19 protein-coding genes and 1 rRNA gene are annotated in these 15,802 nt (G+C 67.7%); 7 read left to right on the forward strand and 13 right to left on the reverse strand.

Going from position 1 to position 15,802, the window contains the following annotated elements:
* Nucleotides 1–110: 110 nt before the first annotated feature.
* On the forward strand, nt 111–284 hold the full coding sequence (gene rpsU / locus ACR2MZ_RS08710) for a 30S ribosomal protein S21 (RefSeq protein ID WP_338180933.1): 174 nt from the start codon (nt 111–113) through the stop codon (nt 282–284).
* A 42-nt stretch (nt 285–326) separates the two neighbouring features.
* A 5S ribosomal RNA gene (gene rrf, locus ACR2MZ_RS08715) occupies nt 327–443 on the forward strand.
* 76 nt (nt 444–519) lie between these two features.
* Here rrf and ACR2MZ_RS08720 read toward each other — a convergent pair.
* Nucleotides 520–1,833: a lipopolysaccharide biosynthesis protein gene (locus ACR2MZ_RS08720; RefSeq protein WP_434004664.1), complete on the reverse strand. Its 1,314-nt coding sequence runs from the start codon at nt 1,831–1,833 to the stop codon at nt 520–522.
* Between the two features lie 67 nt (nt 1,834–1,900).
* Between ACR2MZ_RS08720 and ACR2MZ_RS08725 the strand changes: the two genes are divergently transcribed.
* Entirely contained in the window at nt 1,901–3,241 is a 1,341-nt protein-coding gene (locus tag ACR2MZ_RS08725) for a glycosyltransferase family 2 protein (protein WP_434004665.1), read from the forward strand.
* A gap of 51 nt (nt 3,242–3,292) precedes the next feature.
* On the opposite strand, the gene ACR2MZ_RS08730 is transcribed toward ACR2MZ_RS08725, so the two are convergent.
* Genes ACR2MZ_RS08730 through moaA form a run of 4 tightly spaced genes read right to left on the reverse strand, consistent with a single transcriptional unit; the run spans nt 3,293 to nt 6,614 of the window.
* Nucleotides 3,293–3,718: a VOC family protein gene (locus ACR2MZ_RS08730; RefSeq protein ID WP_434004666.1), complete on the reverse strand. Its 426-nt coding sequence runs from the start codon at nt 3,716–3,718 to the stop codon at nt 3,293–3,295.
* A 53-nt stretch (nt 3,719–3,771) separates the two neighbouring features.
* Entirely contained in the window at nt 3,772–3,999 is a 228-nt protein-coding gene (gene xseB / locus ACR2MZ_RS08735) for an exodeoxyribonuclease VII small subunit (protein ID WP_434004667.1), read from the reverse strand.
* Entirely contained in the window at nt 3,996–5,588 is a 1,593-nt protein-coding gene (gene xseA / locus ACR2MZ_RS08740; protein WP_434004668.1) for an exodeoxyribonuclease VII large subunit, read from the reverse strand. Before xseA ends, xseB begins: the two co-directional genes overlap by 4 nt.
* 24 nt (nt 5,589–5,612) lie before the next feature.
* Nucleotides 5,613–6,614, reverse strand: a complete 1,002-nt coding sequence (gene moaA / locus ACR2MZ_RS08745; protein WP_434004669.1) for a GTP 3',8-cyclase MoaA — start codon at nt 6,612–6,614, stop codon at nt 5,613–5,615.
* Between the two features lie 63 nt (nt 6,615–6,677).
* Between moaA and ACR2MZ_RS08750 the strand changes: the two genes are divergently transcribed.
* The 3 genes from ACR2MZ_RS08750 to ACR2MZ_RS08760 are packed head-to-tail and all read left to right on the forward strand — an operon-like array spanning nt 6,678 to nt 9,444.
* Nucleotides 6,678–7,451 (forward strand): enoyl-CoA hydratase-related protein, encoded by a 774-nt coding sequence (locus ACR2MZ_RS08750; protein WP_434004670.1) that lies wholly within the window; start codon nt 6,678–6,680, stop codon nt 7,449–7,451.
* 4 nt (nt 7,452–7,455) lie between these two features.
* Nucleotides 7,456–8,229 (forward strand): enoyl-CoA hydratase/isomerase family protein, encoded by a 774-nt coding sequence (locus ACR2MZ_RS08755; protein WP_434004671.1) that lies wholly within the window; start codon nt 7,456–7,458, stop codon nt 8,227–8,229.
* Between the two features lie 12 nt (nt 8,230–8,241).
* Nucleotides 8,242–9,444 (forward strand): thiolase family protein, encoded by a 1,203-nt coding sequence (locus ACR2MZ_RS08760; protein WP_434004714.1) that lies wholly within the window; start codon nt 8,242–8,244, stop codon nt 9,442–9,444.
* A 111-nt stretch (nt 9,445–9,555) separates the two neighbouring features.
* On the opposite strand, the gene ACR2MZ_RS08765 is transcribed toward ACR2MZ_RS08760, so the two are convergent.
* The 3 genes from ACR2MZ_RS08765 to ACR2MZ_RS08775 are packed head-to-tail and all read right to left on the reverse strand — an operon-like array spanning nt 9,556 to nt 11,399.
* Nucleotides 9,556–10,692: a CapA family protein gene (locus ACR2MZ_RS08765; protein ID WP_434004672.1), complete on the reverse strand. Its 1,137-nt coding sequence runs from the start codon at nt 10,690–10,692 to the stop codon at nt 9,556–9,558.
* 40 nt (nt 10,693–10,732) lie between these two features.
* The gene (locus ACR2MZ_RS08770) at nt 10,733–11,149 is read right to left on the reverse strand and encodes a type II toxin-antitoxin system VapC family toxin (RefSeq protein WP_434004673.1); all 417 of its coding nucleotides are present in this window, start codon (nt 11,147–11,149) and stop codon (nt 10,733–10,735) included.
* Nucleotides 11,112–11,399 (reverse strand): type II toxin-antitoxin system CcdA family antitoxin, encoded by a 288-nt coding sequence (locus ACR2MZ_RS08775; RefSeq protein ID WP_434004715.1) that lies wholly within the window; start codon nt 11,397–11,399, stop codon nt 11,112–11,114. Before ACR2MZ_RS08775 ends, ACR2MZ_RS08770 begins: the two co-directional genes overlap by 38 nt.
* An 84-nt stretch (nt 11,400–11,483) precedes the next feature.
* Here ACR2MZ_RS08775 and ACR2MZ_RS08780 point away from each other — a divergent pair, with 84 nt between their 5' ends.
* Nucleotides 11,484–12,167 carry a ubiquinone/menaquinone biosynthesis methyltransferase gene (locus ACR2MZ_RS08780; protein ID WP_434004674.1) on the forward strand — a complete coding sequence of 228 codons (684 nt, stop codon included), beginning with the start codon at nt 11,484–11,486 and terminating at the stop codon, nt 12,165–12,167.
* Between the two features lie 29 nt (nt 12,168–12,196).
* Here ACR2MZ_RS08780 and ACR2MZ_RS08785 read toward each other — a convergent pair whose 3' ends face one another.
* The 5 genes from ACR2MZ_RS08785 to ACR2MZ_RS08805 are packed head-to-tail and all read right to left on the reverse strand — an operon-like array spanning nt 12,197 to nt 15,784.
* Complete coding sequence (locus ACR2MZ_RS08785) at nt 12,197–13,582, reverse strand: secondary thiamine-phosphate synthase enzyme YjbQ (RefSeq protein WP_434004675.1); 1,386 nt, start codon at nt 13,580–13,582, stop codon at nt 12,197–12,199.
* Nucleotides 13,579–13,950 (reverse strand): hypothetical protein, encoded by a 372-nt coding sequence (locus ACR2MZ_RS08790; RefSeq protein WP_434004676.1) that lies wholly within the window; start codon nt 13,948–13,950, stop codon nt 13,579–13,581. Before ACR2MZ_RS08790 ends, ACR2MZ_RS08785 begins: the two co-directional genes overlap by 4 nt.
* Nucleotides 13,947–14,585, reverse strand: a complete 639-nt coding sequence (locus ACR2MZ_RS08795) for a TetR/AcrR family transcriptional regulator (protein WP_434004677.1) — start codon at nt 14,583–14,585, stop codon at nt 13,947–13,949. Before ACR2MZ_RS08795 ends, ACR2MZ_RS08790 begins: the two co-directional genes overlap by 4 nt.
* A gap of 37 nt (nt 14,586–14,622) precedes the next feature.
* Nucleotides 14,623–15,651: an SDR family NAD(P)-dependent oxidoreductase gene (locus ACR2MZ_RS08800; protein ID WP_434004678.1), complete on the reverse strand. Its 1,029-nt coding sequence runs from the start codon at nt 15,649–15,651 to the stop codon at nt 14,623–14,625.
* Entirely contained in the window at nt 15,644–15,784 is a 141-nt protein-coding gene (locus ACR2MZ_RS08805; RefSeq protein ID WP_434004716.1) for a hypothetical protein, read from the reverse strand. Before ACR2MZ_RS08805 ends, ACR2MZ_RS08800 begins: the two co-directional genes overlap by 8 nt.
* Between the last annotated feature and the right edge of the window lie 18 nt (nt 15,785–15,802).

Here is a 15,802-nt window from a genome sequence, read left to right on the forward strand (position 1 = left end):
CCCCGGCGGCTTGCTTCGGGCGGGAGCGTGCAGTATCCTGCAGGACGTGCCCAGGCAGCCGCTCAGGCGTGCGACGGGCCCAATCAAGAGCGAAAGGATGTGATTAGTCGTTGAAGGTAGTCGTCAAGGATCCAGAGGAGTTCGAGCAGGCGCTGCGCGAGTTCCGCCGGAAGGTCCAGGAACAAGGCCTGGTGCGTGAGATGCGCCGTCGGGCGCATTACGTGCCGCCCGCCGAGGCCCGCAAGATCAAGAGCCTCCGCGCCCGCCGCCGCCGCTCCCGCTAGCAAGCCCTCTGAGCGCGGGACCGAGAGCCTATAATCGAGTAGTTCGGTGGCTACGGCGGAGGGGAAACACCCGTTCCCATTCCGAACACGGCAGTTAAGCCCTCCTGCGCCGATGGTACTGCCGCGGTAACGCGGTGGGAGAGTAGGTCGTTGCCGAGCATCTAAACCCCGTCGCCCGCGAGGGTGGCGGGGTTTTTCGCCACGGCCTCAGTCGCCCTCCGCGGTGACCAGCGCCTCAGTCGTCCTCCGCCGTGACCATCTCTGGCCGCAACCCAGGCAGAAGGAGCAGCCAGCGCAGCGCGAGCGCGCCCAGTAGGAGCAGGACGGCTGTCAATACGTCCCCCACCACCTGACCGATGCCAGCGTGAAAGAGTGTGATCAGCGCGGCCTCCAGCGCACAGGCGGCGGCCAGAATCGGGATGAAGACCCGATCGTGGACGGCCATGAAGAACTGGATCAGCAGGTTGTCGAGGCTCAGCCCGAGACCAATCAGGCCCACTAGGACGAGGTAGGGAAGGCCCTCCTGGAGGCCCGGGCCAAACAGTGCCAGCACGAGCCAGCCGAAGAGCCAGAACCCTCCGATGGCGCACACCCCCAAGAGACCCATGATGCCGCCGGACATCAACAGCAGGCGGCCGGGGTGATTCTTGCTCGCCACCGCCTCCACCACCCGGGGAAACAGCACCTGGCTGACGCTGAGCGTGAGGAAGTAGACGATGGTGCCCAGCTTGTTCAGGACGCCGTACACCCCTGCCGAGTGCTTGTTCAGGAAGTGGGCTGAGAGGACCACGTCCACGTTGTAGAGAAGCAGGATGCCTGCGGTACCGGCAGCTGCTGTGAGGGCGAAGTGGACCATGGTCCGCAGCTGGGCTTGCTCCGGCGCCAGCCGCAGCACATTGCGCAGCGAGTACAGACCAAGCAGGATGCCCCAGGCGGCCCCCGCGACCAGGGCCAACGCCGCCCCGTTGACGCGGAGGCCGAGCACAAGCAACAGCGTCAGGCCGCCCGTTCTGACGGCGAGCTCGCTGGCCAGGTTGGCCGAGAAGCCCGTGAAGTGCTGACTGCCCTGGAGCAGGCCGCGGGGAATGGCGAGGTAGGAATAGGCCACCATGGCCAGGGCGGTCCAGAGCAGCGGCAGGGGCGAATCGAGATTGAGAAAGCGAGCGGCTGGTCCAGCGAGCAGCGCAGCGCCGACCAGAAAGAGCAGTGATGGCGGAGCCAGGACCAGTGCTGCGCGTCGGGCGATGTAGGGGAGACTGCCGGGGCGGCCCTCAGCCTGAAGGTGCGCGGCATAGCGGGCCAGGACGACGGTCAGGATCTGGTAGGCGGTCGTGCCGACAGTGAAGACCGCCACGATGGCGGCGACCTCGCCGTACGTGCGCGGACCCAGATACCGCGTGGCTATCGCGTGGTAGACGAAACCACCTATTCCGGCGCTGAACCCGCCGAGAAACAGGATCAGATTCTGGCGGACGAGCCGGCTGTGGCGCAGGCGGTCCAGCCGCGGTATGGGAGACCGGCGCGTGATTGACTCGGTGGGGAGGCTCACGCGGAGTCAAGAGTTTACCCACGCCGCCGAGGGCTAACCCGACGGCCCCTGGTTATCCTTGGCGGGCATGTCCGCGGGTAAGCCGCTTGTTTCAGCCATCGTCGTCGCCCAGAATCAGCGAGCGCGGACGGTGGCCTGCCTGCAGGCGTTGAAGGACACTGCCGACATCCCGCTGGAGGCAATTCTGGTCGACAGGTCGTCCAGTGACGGGACAGTTGAGGCCGTTCGGGAAAGGTTTCCGATCGTCAAGATCGTCCGCCGACCGGCCGACAGCAGCTTCGGCGTGGCCGGCAACGCGGGCCTGGCTCTGGCGGAGGGTCGCTTCGTGCTCCTACTCCAGCCGAGCGTCACAGTCGGGCCGGGCTGCGTCGGCAAGTTGGCCGACTTCCTGCTCACCCGACCTGACATGGGGGCAACTTGCCCGCTTCTGGTCGATGAGCAGGGCGAGCTCGACCTGGAGGCTCGACGGGCTTTTCCGACTCCGGCGCGCAACGTCGGCGCCGCCACGGGCCTAAACCGCGTCTTCCCCAACAGCCGCTTCGGGGGCGGCCGGCCGGGCGGTGGCGGCGAGGCTCATGAGATAGACGCGGGCAGCTCCGCCTGCCTGCTCGTGCGCCGGGCGGCGGTCGACCGGGTGGGCTTCCTCGACTCCGACTACGGCCAGGAGGGAGCGGACCTGGACCTCTGCTACAGACTCAGGGCTGGCGGCTGGAAGATCTACTTTGTGCCTCAAGCGCACGCGATCCGAACGCCGTTGAATCTGCCCAAGACTGAAGTGAGGAGCGAGCTCTGGGCCCGGCACCGGTCACTCTGGACCTTCCACCACAAGCACTACGCAGCCAACCTCTCGGCCTTTCCCAATGGGGTCGTGTGGCTGGCAAACTGGGCTCGCTGGCTGTATGAGGTAGTTCGCTTGGAGCTGAACGGCCAAGTCCAAGCGGCCCAGCGGCGGCAGGCTGAAGGGCGGAGTTCACAGGAGCGCGCTCCCCAGCCCCAGCCGCAGCCGCCGGCGGCGATTGCCGGGCCGACGGTGCTCGCCGGGCCGACGGTGCTCGCCGCACCGGACTCGCCACCGTCAGGAGCTCAAGCGGAGTCACCACCGTCAGCAGTCCAGGCAGTGGCCGCCGGCCTGCCCCAGGGGCGATCAGATTCTTCGCCCGTGGCTGCAGTGCCACCGGTCGCATCGAGAGGCGAGGCGGGTCGAGCACAGGTGCCGACCGCACCCCTCAGACCGGCTGGGAGACGGACTGGTGGGCGGTACAAGGCGCCCGACCGCGCCCAGACCGGCGGTTCGCCGGTGCCCCGGAATGTCTCGGAGCAGGCTCCGCACGGGCCCGCCGTGGAGCCGGCCGACGAAGCATGGCCGGAAGGGCGGCCGCCGGCGGATGACCTGCCTGCCGGGCTCTAGCCTGCTAGCCGAGAGTGCTGGTCGGGGTGACCGCGAGGATCTAAAGAAACCTCACCTGGCCTTGGTCCAGATGTCGCCGTCTTGACCTCGCCGCCCCTGGGCGATCTCGACCGAATATCCGTCGGGGTCGAATCCCCTCATCACGCGCTCCCAGGGTTCGTCGTGCGGCGGCTCGTCAAACGTCATGCCCCTGGCGGTCAGTTCCTCGTAGAGGGCGTCGAGGTCATCGGTAGTGAACTCGATGTGGATCGCCTTCGTCTGGTTCGAAGTCATCTTCTTGGCGCCTTTCTTGCGCGCCTGCTCGACTGAAAGCAGCCCGATGGTCCCACCGAGCTCTCCGCCAACCTTGATCAGGGCGAATGCCGGCCCCGGGTGGTAGGCCACTTCGAGCCCCAGGGTTCCGCCGTAGAACTCGACCGACTTCGCGACGCTGGCGACGGTTAGTGTCAACCCCTCTAGGCGCAGCTTGTCTTGCATCCCAAACCTCCAACTGCACTAACTGGTCAAGGGGTCCAACCGACCTTCTAGGATCAGAACGCGGTCTCGTCTTTGGCGTCCTCTGCCGGGGGGACCGGGCGCAGCTCGATCCGGCTCTTCGCCTCGCTCAGCCGCTGTTCGCACACTCGGAGGTAGACACGCGCCTCGTCCACGGCCGTCAGGGCGTCCTCCAGAGAAAGGTTCCCATTCTCGAGCGCCTGGAGCTTCTCATCGAAGAGCGCCAGCGCCCTCTCGTAAGGCAGTTCCTCTGGGCTCGTCACGGCTTAACCTCATCCACTCGGGCGGCCAGGGAACCCGCCGCCAGCCTGACCGAAATGGGGGCACCGGACGCCGTTTGTCGGGCCGAAACAAGTACGCGGCCTGAGGCGTCAGTGGTGATGCTGTAGCCGCGGCTCAGCACAGCTTCGGGACTCAGAGCCTCCAACCGGCGCCGCTGCTGCTCCAGCGCCTGGGCCGAGCGTGCCAGCCGGTCGGCGATGCTCCGGTCGACCCGCTCCTGGCCGCGGCGGGTCGCCACCGCCGCGGCCCTGGCGTCGACTGTCTGACGGCAGGCGGCCTGCAGCCGTTGTCGTCGGTCAGCCGTGGTGGTAGCCCGGACCGCCAGCTGTCGCGGCGCTGCTGCCGCCAAGCGCTCCTGGCGTCGGGCCAGTTCGGTCTCCGCCCGCAGCAAGCGGACCCCTAGGAAACGAACCACGCGAGCGATGCCGCCGCGCGCGGCAAGGGCCTGGAGGCTGCCGCTCAGCGTCGCCTGGGCCATCCGCTCGAGGCGCGTCAGTTGATCTCTGAGGTGCCGGTCTCGGAGCTCAAGCTGCCGCGCGGGGCTGACCGCAGTCAGCTGCCGGCGGCAGCTCTCGAGGCGCTGGAGGCGTGGCTGCAGCGCAGCCGCCGCCAAGCGCTCGAGGCGATCACTGCCCTGGCTCACCTCCCGCACCCGCGCCTCGAAAAGCGCGTCCAGATATCGCTCCAGGCGCAGCCGGCTTCGTTCGAGGTCGGCTGAGAGCCTGGCCTTATCGGGCACCACGCGATTTGCCGCCGCGGTGGGCGTCTGGCACTCAACATCAGCCACCAGATCGGCCAGCGTCCGGTCCGAGGTGTGCCCGAGCGCGGTTACCACCGGTAGCCGAGAGCGCAGGATTGCCTGCACGATGGGCAGGGTGTTGAACGGATAGAGGTCCTCAAAGCTGCCGCCGCCCCTGGCGACCACCACGACCTCGGCCCGTGCCTCCTGGTTGCAGCGATCCAGCGCTGCGGCCACGCTGCCAGCCGCCTGACCGCCCTGCACCTGCGCGGGATAGACAAGGATCGTCATCTCCGGAAAGCGCTTCTCGATGGTGACCTGGAGGTCATGGATCACAGCCCCGCCGGACGAGGTCACCAAGGCCACAGCCCGCGGCAGAAACGGGAGCGGCCGCTTGCGTTCGAGGCGAAAGGCGCCCTGCGCTTCCAGCTTCCGCTTCAGGGCGTCAAGCTCCGCGTGCATCCGGCCGATGTCGTCGTACTGCACCCAGGCCGCGACGAACTGCAGCTTGCCGAATCTGGGCGAGAACTGCAGCCGTCCGCCGACCAGGCAGGTCTCGCCGTTCTTGGGCAGGGCGTTGAGCGCGGGTGCAACAGCGGCGGACAGGAACACTGACAGCTGGGCCAGCTCGTCCTTCAGCGTGAAGAAGTAGTGGCCATTCGACTGGTTGAGGCCGCTAACCTCACCCTTGATCAGGATCGGGTGACGCCACTCGCCGATCTTTTCTCGGATCCTGTCGGCCGCCCGGCCGACTGTGATCCAGCCGAGTGCCTGCCAGTACGCATCGGGTTGGCGGTAGGTCGGATCGCCCTCAAAGAACGGCAGCGCCATGCTCTGGACCCTCTGGACGGGAGCTCAGCCGCCGATCTGCGACATGCTCTTGGCGGGCGCCTGGTAGGAGCTGTCAGAGATGTGCAGCGCCCCCCCTTCCTCCTTCTGCCAGACAGCAGCCTCGATCACGCGCGCCAAGCTGTCATCCGACGCGCCCTGGCGCATCAGATCGCGCAGGGGCGTCTCCCGCATTGAGAAGAGGCAGGTCCTGAGCCCGCCCTCGGCCGACAGACGCAGCCGGTTGCAGGAAGAGCAGAAGGCGTCCGAGACCGAGGAGATAAAGCCCACGCCGCCAGGCGCTCCATCAGCGAACTTGAAGCTCTGGGCGGGAGCTGCCTTGCCCTCTTGGGCAGGCACCAGCGGGAAGAGGTCCTCGATCTGCTCCTGCAGGCGGCGGTTGGGCACCACCAGGTCGCTGTTCCAGCGGCCCTGGCCGTCGAGCGGCATGTACTCGATGAAGCGCACCTCGTAGCCGCGCTCGCGGGCCAGCCGGGCGAAGTCGAGCACCTCATCGTCATTGACGCCGCGCATGACCACCAGGTTCAGCTTCAGCGGTCGTAGTCCCGCCTCCTCGGCCGCTGCCAGGCCGTCCATGGTGCGCGCAAAAGCATCCCGGCGGGCGATTTCGGCAAAGCGGTCGGCGTGCAGCGTGTCGAGCGACACATTGACCCTCTTCAGTCCGGCCTCGCGGAGCAACTTCGCCTTCTGCCGCAGCAGCACGCCGTTGGTGGTCATGGTGATGTCCAGGCTGGGATCGAGTGCGTTGAGCATGGCCACCAGCTCCTCGATGCGCACCCGAACCAGTGGCTCGCCGCCGGTCAGCCGGATGGTCCTGACGCCGTAGCGCTGGACGAAGATGCGCGTCAGCCGGTGAATCTCCTCGAAGCGGAGGATGTCCTCCCGAGCCAGCCAGCGCAGACCCTCGGCAGGCATGCAGTAGACGCAGCGAAAGTTGCAGCGGTCGGTGACCGAGATCCTCAGATCGTCAGCGACCCGCCCGAAGCTGTCACGCAGTGCTGCCGGCACGCTGGTGATGATACGTGCGCCTCTCAGACCGAAGCTGAAGCTGTAGGCGATACAGTCGAGCTCATGGATTACGAAAACCTGCTGGTGGAGCGCGAGGGCGCTGTCGCGGTCATCACGCTCAACCGGCCGAAGGTGTTGAATGCGCTGAGCCCGGCGCTGATCGCTGAGCTGACGCAGGCCCTGGACGCTTTCGACAGCGATCCACTGGTGGGCGCAGCCGTGCTGACCGGCGGCCCCAAGGTCTTCGCCGCCGGGGCCGACATCGCCGACATGGCGGATCGCACTCCCGTCGAGCAGGTGCAGCGAGACCAGACAGGGCGGTGGAGCAAGGTCACCTCGTTCGGCAAGCCGCTGATAGCGGCGGTGAACGGTTATGCGCTCGGTGGCGGCTGCGAGCTGGCACTGATGTGCGATCTCATCATCGCCGGCGACAGCGCCCGCTTCGGCCAGCCGGAGATCAACCTGGGCATCGTCCCCGGCGCCGGCGGCACGCAGCGCTGGCCGCGGACCGCCGGTAAGTACGTGGCCATGGAGGTGAACCTCGGCGGTCAGCCGATCAAAGCACAGCGCGCCTATCAGCTTGGCTTGGTGAACCGGGTGGTTCCGGCCGAGGTCACCATCCGCGTGGCCGTCCAGCTGGCCCAGCAGCTGGCCGCCAAGGCGCCCCTGGCAGCCAGGCTGGCAAAGGAGGCGGTCAACCAGTCGCTGGAGCTGCCGCTCAAGGAAGGGCTGGCGGCCGAGCGCAAGAACTTCTACTTCCTTTTCGCCACTGAAGATCAGAAGGAGGGCATGCACGCCTTTCTCGAAAAGCGCCAGGCGGAGTTCAAGGGCAGATGACCGAATGAGCGAGCGCACCGAGACGCAAGCCGTGCTCGAGTACGAGGTGAAGGACGGAGTTGCCTGGCTCCGGCTCAACCGGCCGGAGAAGCGGAACGCAGTCAATGCCGAGCTGCGGGCGGCTCTGGCCGAAGCAGTTCGGCGAGCGGAGCGCGATTCCCAGGCGCGGGTGGTTGTGCTCATCGGCAGCGGAGAAGCCTTCTGTGCGGGTGCCGACGTGGTGGAGTTCCAGGAGGGCGCCAGCGCGGCCGAGCGGATTCGGGGGGAGTACGAGAGCATCCTGCTCGGGCTGCACGAAATGCCCAAGCCCACCATCGCCGCCCTGAACGGTGTCGCGGCCGGCATTGGAATGTCGATGGCGCTCTGCTGTGACCTTCGCTATGCGATCTCGAGCGCCTATCTGCGGGAGGCCTTTGTTCACATCGGCCTCACTGTGGACGGCGGCGCCAGCTGGCTGCTGCCCCGCCTGATCGGGGCCGGCAAGGCCCTCGAGCTCATGTATACAGGCGACGACCTGCCGGCCGAGGAGGCTGAGCGGCTGGGTCTGATCAACCGCATCCTGCCCGCCGACCACCTGGAGAGCTACGTCGCGGACTTGGCGGCTCGCTTGGCGACCGGACCCACGCAAGCCCTGGCCGCCATGAAGCGCTCAGTCAACCATGCAGCCAGCACGACGCTCGAGGAGGCGATCGACTTCGAGTTCCTGCTCCAGGGCGTGATGATGGAATCCGACCAATTCCGGCAGCGGGTTCGCGCCTTCGTCGAGCGCCGCCGCTAACTTATGCCAGCCCTGCAGGAGGCAGTGGTGGTGGCGTTCGCCCGAACGCCGATGGGTCGCTACGGCGGCCAGCTGAAGTCGGTGCGGCCGGACGATCTGGCGGCCCTGGCGCTCGGCGCTGCGGTGGGGCGCGCCAGCGTCGCGCCAGCCGAGGTCGACGACGTCATCCTCGGCTGCGCCAACCAGGCGGGCGAGGACAACCGCAACGTGGCTCGCATGGCGGCTCTGCTGGCTGGCTTCCCGGTCGAGGTGCCGGGGCAGACGGTGAACCGGCTCTGCGGCTCAGGCATGCAGGCCTGCATCAGTGCCGCTCGAGAGATCCAGTCCGGCAGCGCCTCAGTGATGGTCGCCGGCGGCGTGGAGAGCATGACGCGGGCGCCCTGGGTGATGGCCAAGCCGGAGGCTGGCTTCCCCCGCGGCCCGCAGACCGCCTTCGACACCTCCCTGGGCTGGCGGCTGGTGAACCCGAAGCTGGCCGAGATGTACGGCACGCTCCAGATGGGGGAGACGGCGGAGTGCGTGGCGGCCAGGTACGGGATCAGCCGGGAGGCGCAGGACGAGTTCGCCCTGCGCAGCCACCAGCGGGCGGTGGCCGCCCAGCAGGGGGGTGTCTTTGACGCCGAGATCGTTCCGGTCGAAGTACCCCAACGGAAAGCCGCTCCGCAGCTGCTGAGCCAGGACGAGGGACCACGGGCTGATGCATCGCTGGAGGCGCTGGCCCGTCTGCCGGTCATCTTTTCCAAAGAGGGAACGGTTACCGCTGGCAACGCCTCACCGCTCAACGACGGAGCGGCAGCTCTGGTGCTGATGTCTGCTGCCGAGGCGGAGCGACGTGGCCTGAAGCCGCTGGCCCGCCTCGTGGCAGCGGCCGCGGCAGGGGTGCACCCGGACTTCATGGGCATCGGCCCGGTGCCGGCCACGCGCAAGGCGCTGGCCCAGGCCGGTTTGGCAGCGAGTCAGTTGGACCTCGTGGAGCTGAACGAGGCCTTTGCCAGTCAGGCCCTTGCCTGCATCCAGGAGCTGGGCCTCGAGCCGGAGCGCGTCAACGTCAACGGGGGCGCGATCGCCTTGGGGCACCCACTCGGCTGCAGCGGCGCCCGCCTGGTCGGCACGCTGGTCAGCCAGCTGCAGACCCGAGCGAAGCGGTTCGGGCTCGCCACCATGTGCATCGGCGTAGGCCAGGGCATCGCCTCAATCTGGGAACGGGCCGGCTGAGGGACGGTACGGTCGGATGTGGAGCAGGCCGCAGGCTCCCACCAAGCCTGCTTCGTGGGGTGGCTCTGGGGCGGGCGGATCCTTCAGATTCGGCTGTCACGGGCCACAAGCTCAGCTGGTCGGTTCCCCCTGGCCCTGGGCCAGCTGGACGCTGGCGTCTTCCATCGTCTTGAGCACCTTCTGGCTGCGGTCGGGATCCGCCCACTGTGTCTGGAGGGCGGTGTCGGTGTAGGTCGGCTTCCAGGACGCGGCGACCAGCTTGTCGTCGTAGAAGGTGTAGGTCCCGATCACGCTGGTCCGGGTGTCCTCGGAGCAGTAGGTGCGGTAATCGCTGCCGATGCCAGGGAAGCAGTTCACCTGGTCAAACACATAGTTGCCGTGCGCATAGGTGATGAGGTGGCCGTGGTAGACCTCGACGCCCTGGACCCAATGTGGATGGTTACCGATCACGAGGTCGGCTCCGGCGTCGATGGCGAGATGACCCAGCTCGATCGGCTGGTCGGGGGCGATGCCAGGCGCGACCATCGGCTGCCGCTCATATTCCTTGCCCCAGTGGAACTGCACCACTACTATCTGGGCCAGCTGTCTGGCCTGCTGAATCACGGCCTTCAGCTGAGCTCTGTCCACCGAACCGTTCTCGACAGCCCGGCAGCCAACAAAGGCGATCTTGAGGCCCCTCACGTCCAGCACCACCGGCGGCCCCAGATCGGTGGTCACCTGCATGCCGTTCTGCTCCAGGAGCGCCTTGGTCTCAGTCACCGGCCGGCCGCTGTTGACGTGGTTGTTGGCCACGTTCACCACCTTGGTGCCGATCATCTGCAGCCCCTGGGTCCAGCGGGGATCGCCGCAGAAGTTGAGGCTCGGACGCCCGTCCGGCACGCAGCCCTGGAGCAGCGGCGACTCGAGGTTGATGTAGGTCACATCGGCGTTCTTCACGAAGTCGGCCGTCGGGCGGAAGGGCCACGCGTAGTCGCCCCGGCGGCTCGCCTCCAGGTTGACCAGCCGGGCCGGGATTACATCGCCGGTGGCGATCAGCGTTCGGATGTGCGAGGAGGTTCCCGGGGGGCCGCCTTGAGCGTGGAACAGGCCGGTCAGGGTGAGGGGCGCCTGCGGCGTCGGTGTGGGGGCCGGCGTGGCAGTCGCCCGAGTGGCGGCCGTTGCTCTGGGGGTCGGGCCGCTGGTCTGCCCGCCCCCGCACGCGCATGTCGTTAGGAGCAGCGTCAGGAGGACCAGCGCGGAGCTCCTCATGGCGGCCAGCTTAAGGCCAGGGTTGACGAGGAGCGGCGTCCTAACGCTCCACCACATCGACCAGGGGCAGCGAACCCAGGCGGCTGTCGGTGGTGACCAGCCGCAGCGAGAGTGAGGCCGCCAGCTCGACGTACAGCGCATCCGCCAGCCGCAGCCTTTGGCGCCTGGCCCAGGCGCCCGGCAGCAGTTCACTCACGGGATGACGTTCGAGCGGTGCCGCGGCCAGGTAGGCGAGCATAGTCTCGACAGCGTCGGCGTCAAGCTCGCCAGCCCGATGCAGGCGGGCCAGAGCGGAAAGCGCTTCCGCGTCGGTATGAGCGGGGACGTGCAGCTGGTGGCCGGCCAAGCGGGCCGCCACCGCCTCACCCAGGGCCTCACCCAGCAGAAGGTCGATAAGCGCGGAGGCGTCGACAACCGCCTCAGGCATGCTTGGTCGGAAGCTCGTCTCGAATCGCATCCAACGCGCTCAGCGCGCTCTCGTGCGTCGCCAGGTGGGGAGGCGCCGGCCGCAACCTGGCCAGCCAGGTGTCCGTGGAACGAGCGGCAAGGGCGCGGCGGATGGCTTCCTGGGCGACCGCCGACACGCCCAAGCCGGCCCGCCTGGCCTCTTCGGCCAGCTCGTCCGGAACGTACACGTTCAGCCTGGCCACCACACACACCCTACACACGTACCCGGCGGCCTTCCCGCACCTGACCAGCCGGTCCATTGGGCTCTGGACCGTGGTCGCGGCGCCGAGCCGTGCCACCGGCCGTGCCCCTACATTGAGGCGTGCTCTTGTCAGCGCCGGACTATGGCTGAGCGGGACCCTGTGGCGGTCCAGGCAATGTTCGACCGCATCGCTCAGCGCTACGACCTCAACAACAGCCTCCTCTCCGCAGCGTCCGACGCCCGCTGGCGGAGAACCACCGCGAAGGCGGCCCGGTTGGGTCCGCAGGCTCGAGTGTTGGACGTCGCCTGCGGCTCCGGCAAGCTGGCCGGCGCTCTGCAGCGGCGGGCGGCGGAAGGCTTGGTGGTGGGGCTGGACTTCTCGGCCAACATGCTGCGAGTGGCAGCTCGCAAACAGCCGAGCGTCTCCTACCTGCGCGGCGACGGGCTGAACCTGCCCTTCGCCGACCAAGTTTTCGACGCCGTAACGGTCGGCTTCGGCCTCCGCAATTACGCGGACCCGCTCTTGGGCCTGCGTGAGATGCGCAGGGTCGTAAAGCCTGGCGGACGGACGCTGGTGCTGGAGTTCGTGAGGCCGCCGCGCGGCCTTATCGGAGCGCTCTACCGACGCTACCTGCGCCATGTGCTGATCCCGGTCGGCGGCTGGATCTCAGGCGAGCGGCAGGCCTACAGCTATCTCACGGACACCGTCGACACCTACCGCACCCCTGAGGAGCTGGTCGAGCTCGGCCGCCAGGCCGGCTGGCGGGAGGTGGAACTGAAGCTGCTGACATTTCGCACTGTGGGGCTGCTCAGCGGCAAGGCCTGACCAGAGCCCCGACGAACGGCTGCAGTGATTTAGGCCACGCGGTCGACAGTGGCTTCCGCGAGCGAGATCAGCGCCGGGCGCACTCCGTTCAGGTCGACCTGCTCGAGCTCTCGCACCGCGGCTGAGACCAGCCCGCGGGCCTCTTCGGAAACGCGCTCCAGCGCGCCGCTCTGCCCGACCAGGCGCTGGATTTCCGCCACCTCCGGCTCACCGAGGGTGCCGTCCAGCAGCTCCTTGACCCGAGTTCCAAACCGATCGTGCTCCGTCGCATAGATCAGCGGCAGGGAGACCGCCCGCTCGCGAATATCCTGACCCGCGGGCTTGCCGGAGGTCGAGCTGTAATCGAGCAGGTCGTCACTCATCTGAAAGGCGATGCCGAGCACCTCCCCAAAGCGCTCCAGTCGCTGGCACACGTCCGCCGGCGCGTTGGCGAGCTGAGCGCCGGCCCGGCAGGCGGCGGCGAACAGAGCTGCCGTCTTGCCTCGCACCACCCGCAGGTACATCCCGTAGTCGCCGGGATAAACGCCGCGCAAACGCACGTCGTCGATTTGCGAGAGGCAGATTTCCTCCATCGCCTGGGAGATGGTCGCGGTGACTGTCTGATTGCCCAATTCCGCTATCAACCGCGTCGCTTTGGCGAAATAGTAATCGCCCACGGCAATGGCACGCTCGGGCCCCTCGGCCGAGGCCACGCTGGCCCGGCCCCGACGCGTGGCGGCTTGGTCCACGTAGTCGTCGTGCACGAGCGTCGCATCATGGATCAGCTCAACCGCCGCCGCAAGCTGAGCGGCGCGAAGAGGATCATGATCGGGGCCGAGCCGGGCCGAGAGCATGACCAGCCGCGGCCGCACGCGCTTGCCGCCCGCTTCCACCAAGCGCTGCATCGGCTGACGTACGAGCTCCATGTCGACGAGCAGCTGACGGCTCAATTCCAGTTCGACCAGCTCTTGATCGGACTCCCGGCCGCGGCTGGCGTCGAACACACCCTCCAGCTGGACAGCTACCTCCCGCTGTCGGGGGCCATCCAACTCCACGGCGAACACTGACTGCCAGCGGCCCAGCACGAGCCGGCCGTTTTCGACCAGAATCGTGCACGAGGGCTGCAGCAGGAGCTGCTGGCAATGGGCTTGGCCGTTGCGCGGCTCGTCGGCGAGGATGCCGACGCGGCGGGCGAAGTCATCGTGCTCATACGCGCCATGCCGGGGCGAGAGGCGCTCGAGCATCGCTTCCAGGTCGGCGAGCAGCAGCGGCTCGTTCTCGTTCAGCGTCAGGCCCAGCGTGGTGTGCAGGGACTGGATGAAGATCCGCCCTTGCGTCAAACCCGAGGCGGTGACCTCGGCCTGGAGGCGACCGGTCAGATCGAGGAAGTTGATCTCCCGAGTGCTGGCGAAGGCAAGGCGCCGGGTGCTGATCATCGTGAATTGGCCAGCAGCTCCAACAGTTGCTGGCGCACCGGTGGCGACTTGAAGCCACCGGCGGCGCTGGCGGCCGTGCGCTCTACCACGCGGGCAAACCCGACCTGGAGAGCCTGATCTCGGGTCTCCGCCAAAAGGCGGGAGGCGCGGGCGAGGCAGAGGTCGCCCAACAACAGCTCCGGGGGCGGCGCCGGCTCTCCGCCCAGCTGCTGCAGAGCCACTGCCCGCTCGACCAGCGTCGCAGCCAGGGCAGCCAGATGGTCGGCCTCGCGCCGGTAGAGCCGGTAGGTGTCCTTCAGGTCGCCCTGCCAGACCTGCTCCAGAGCGCTCAGATCGGCCTCCTCCAGGCGGAGGCCCGCAGTCGTCATGCCCTCTCCTCGCCGGCCGCCGCGTTTGGCGCAGGGACCGGCTCGACCAACGACCGGGCCAGCTGGGGAAACGCCTGCAGCGTCCGCAGGCAGGTCTCGTCGTCCCGGGTGACCACGTAGTAGAGACCGAAGCCGAGCACCGTGTTCAACACCAGCGGTACGACTATGTCGCGGTCCACGCTCAACCTGACGCGGCCGTCACGCTCGAGGCGGTCGATCTGCTCCTGGATCACGTCGCGGTATCGGGTGAAGAGCTCAGGCAGGTAGGCCTGCAATCGTTCGGTGCGGGGAGCCTGAACCATCAGGTCGAACGCTGCCAGCTGCATGTCGCCCAGGCTGCGCAGCGTTCCCCAGATCGACTCCACCCCGAACTGCAGCACCTCGAGCGGATCGTTCACCTGGTTCAGCGCCGTGCGCAGCTCCTCCACCGAGCGGTCGGTGAGATAGCGCCAGGCGGCAACCAGGAGCTCTGACTTGTTCGGGAAGTAGTACTGCAGGTTGCCGATCGCGATGCCGGCGCGATGGGCAATGGCGCGGACGCTGGTGCCAGAGTAGCCGGCGTCGAGCAGGGATTCAGCCGCTGCGCGGATGATCTGCTCCCTGACGCTGGTGCCTTCGGCAAGCCCCTGGGTCATACGTATGTACTACTCTAGCGCCAAGTCTCCGGCGCTGCTAGGGCTGGACTTGGTTGAAGCGGTGAGCCGCGTTTCGCGATAGAGCCGTTGCGAGATGCAGGGCGGCATTCGGTTTTCTCTGCTCCAGCTCGCGCCCGCTGCTGGCTGGGCTGGCCTGTGCTGGCGCCGCCGGCAGCACGCGTGCCACCAATGCGAAGGCACGACTGACTGCGGCAGGGGCGACCCCGTTCACGCGCACAGCCATCTTGGCCGGGAGGGAAAGGATGACCTCCGCGGCGCCGCGCCGGGCGGCCGCGACTATCTGCCGGGCGGCCCGCTCCGCGTCCATCGAGATTCCCGGCAAGCTGGCGCCGAGGGCGAAGAGCGGGTAGTCGGCGTCGGCCTTGAACTTGGCGTTAAGGTGCGAGCCCGTTCGCATGAGCCCGGGAACAACTGTGGTGACCGCGATCCCTTCGTGGGCGAGCTCGGCGTGCAGGCCCTCCGAGAACCCAGCAGCGGCGAACTTGGCAGTGCTGTAGGCGCTGAGATGGGGCACGCTGATCTTGCCGCCGATGGACGTGACGTTCACGATGTGGCCGGCGTTCCGGCGCCGCATGCTCGGCAGCACGGCGAGCGTCGGCCGGAGGACTCCCCAGAACATGATGTCGAGTGCCTCCCGGTAGTCGGCCTCGGTGAGAGCCGCCTGGGGGCCGACGTGGATGACGCCAGCGTTGTTGACCAGCAGGTCGACTGCACCGAGCCGTTCCTCCACCTGCTGGATGAGGTGCTCAACCTGCTGCTGGTCGCTGACGTCACAGGGAAGGGCCACTACCTGGACTCCCTCGGTGCTGAGCAATTCCTGGGCCCGGCCCAGCTGGTCCAGGTCCCGCGCGCAGATGGCGACGCGCCGGCAGCCCTGCCGGATGAGCTCGCGTGCGATGAGAAGGCCAAGGCCGCGGGAACCGCCGGTGATCAGTGCCGTGCGGTCGCTCAGGTCCAGCAGCTCCCGCTGGCGCCGGGCGGCCAGAACCGCCAGGCCGACACTCGCCCCGCCCAGCCCGACAACGAGGCCTGCGGCCTTAGCCATTGACCACCTGGCCGCCGTTGGGGTGCAGGATCTGGCCCGCCATATACGAGGAGTCGTCCGAAGCCAGGGGATCCATGGCATGTTGTCGATCAGGCTGGCGCTGCTTCTGCGGCGGCATGGTCTGCTCGGTCATCGTTTCCCCCTGAGAAAA

Source organism: Candidatus Dormiibacter sp., assembly GCF_050999135.1.
GTDB classification, from domain to species: Bacteria; Chloroflexota; Dormibacteria; order Dormibacterales; family Dormibacteraceae; genus Dormiibacter; species Dormiibacter spiritus.

Bases quoted from the DNA above. Each gene is read 5' to 3' on its own strand.
- ACR2MZ_RS08730 (WP_434004666.1), bottom strand. From the start codon at position 3,718: ATGCAAGACAAGCTGCGCCTAGAGGGGTTGACACTAACCGTCGCCAGC.
- ACR2MZ_RS08795 (WP_434004677.1), bottom strand. From the start codon at position 14,585: ATGACCCAGGGGCTTGCCGAAGGCACCAGCGTCAGGGAGCAGATCATC.
- ACR2MZ_RS08765 (WP_434004672.1), bottom strand. From the start codon at position 10,692: ATGAGGAGCTCCGCGCTGGTCCTCCTGACGCTGCTCCTAACGACATGC.
- ACR2MZ_RS08725 (WP_434004665.1), top strand. From the start codon at position 1,901: ATGTCCGCGGGTAAGCCGCTTGTTTCAGCCATCGTCGTCGCCCAGAAT.
- ACR2MZ_RS08750 (WP_434004670.1), top strand. From the start codon at position 6,678: ATGGATTACGAAAACCTGCTGGTGGAGCGCGAGGGCGCTGTCGCGGTC.
- xseA (WP_434004668.1), bottom strand. From the start codon at position 5,588: ATGGCGCTGCCGTTCTTTGAGGGCGATCCGACCTACCGCCAACCCGAT.
- ACR2MZ_RS08800 (WP_434004678.1), bottom strand. From the start codon at position 15,651: ATGGCTAAGGCCGCAGGCCTCGTTGTCGGGCTGGGCGGGGCGAGTGTC.
- ACR2MZ_RS08805 (WP_434004716.1), bottom strand. From the start codon at position 15,784: ATGACCGAGCAGACCATGCCGCCGCAGAAGCAGCGCCAGCCTGATCGA.
- ACR2MZ_RS08790 (WP_434004676.1), bottom strand. From the start codon at position 13,950: ATGACGACTGCGGGCCTCCGCCTGGAGGAGGCCGATCTGAGCGCTCTG.
- ACR2MZ_RS08770 (WP_434004673.1), bottom strand. From the start codon at position 11,149: ATGCGATTCGAGACGAGCTTCCGACCAAGCATGCCTGAGGCGGTTGTC.
- ACR2MZ_RS08755 (WP_434004671.1), top strand. From the start codon at position 7,456: ATGAGCGAGCGCACCGAGACGCAAGCCGTGCTCGAGTACGAGGTGAAG.
- ACR2MZ_RS08785 (WP_434004675.1), bottom strand. From the start codon at position 13,582: ATGATCAGCACCCGGCGCCTTGCCTTCGCCAGCACTCGGGAGATCAAC.
- ACR2MZ_RS08780 (WP_434004674.1), top strand. From the start codon at position 11,484: ATGGCTGAGCGGGACCCTGTGGCGGTCCAGGCAATGTTCGACCGCATC.
- ACR2MZ_RS08775 (WP_434004715.1), bottom strand. From the start codon at position 11,399: ATGGACCGGCTGGTCAGGTGCGGGAAGGCCGCCGGGTACGTGTGTAGG.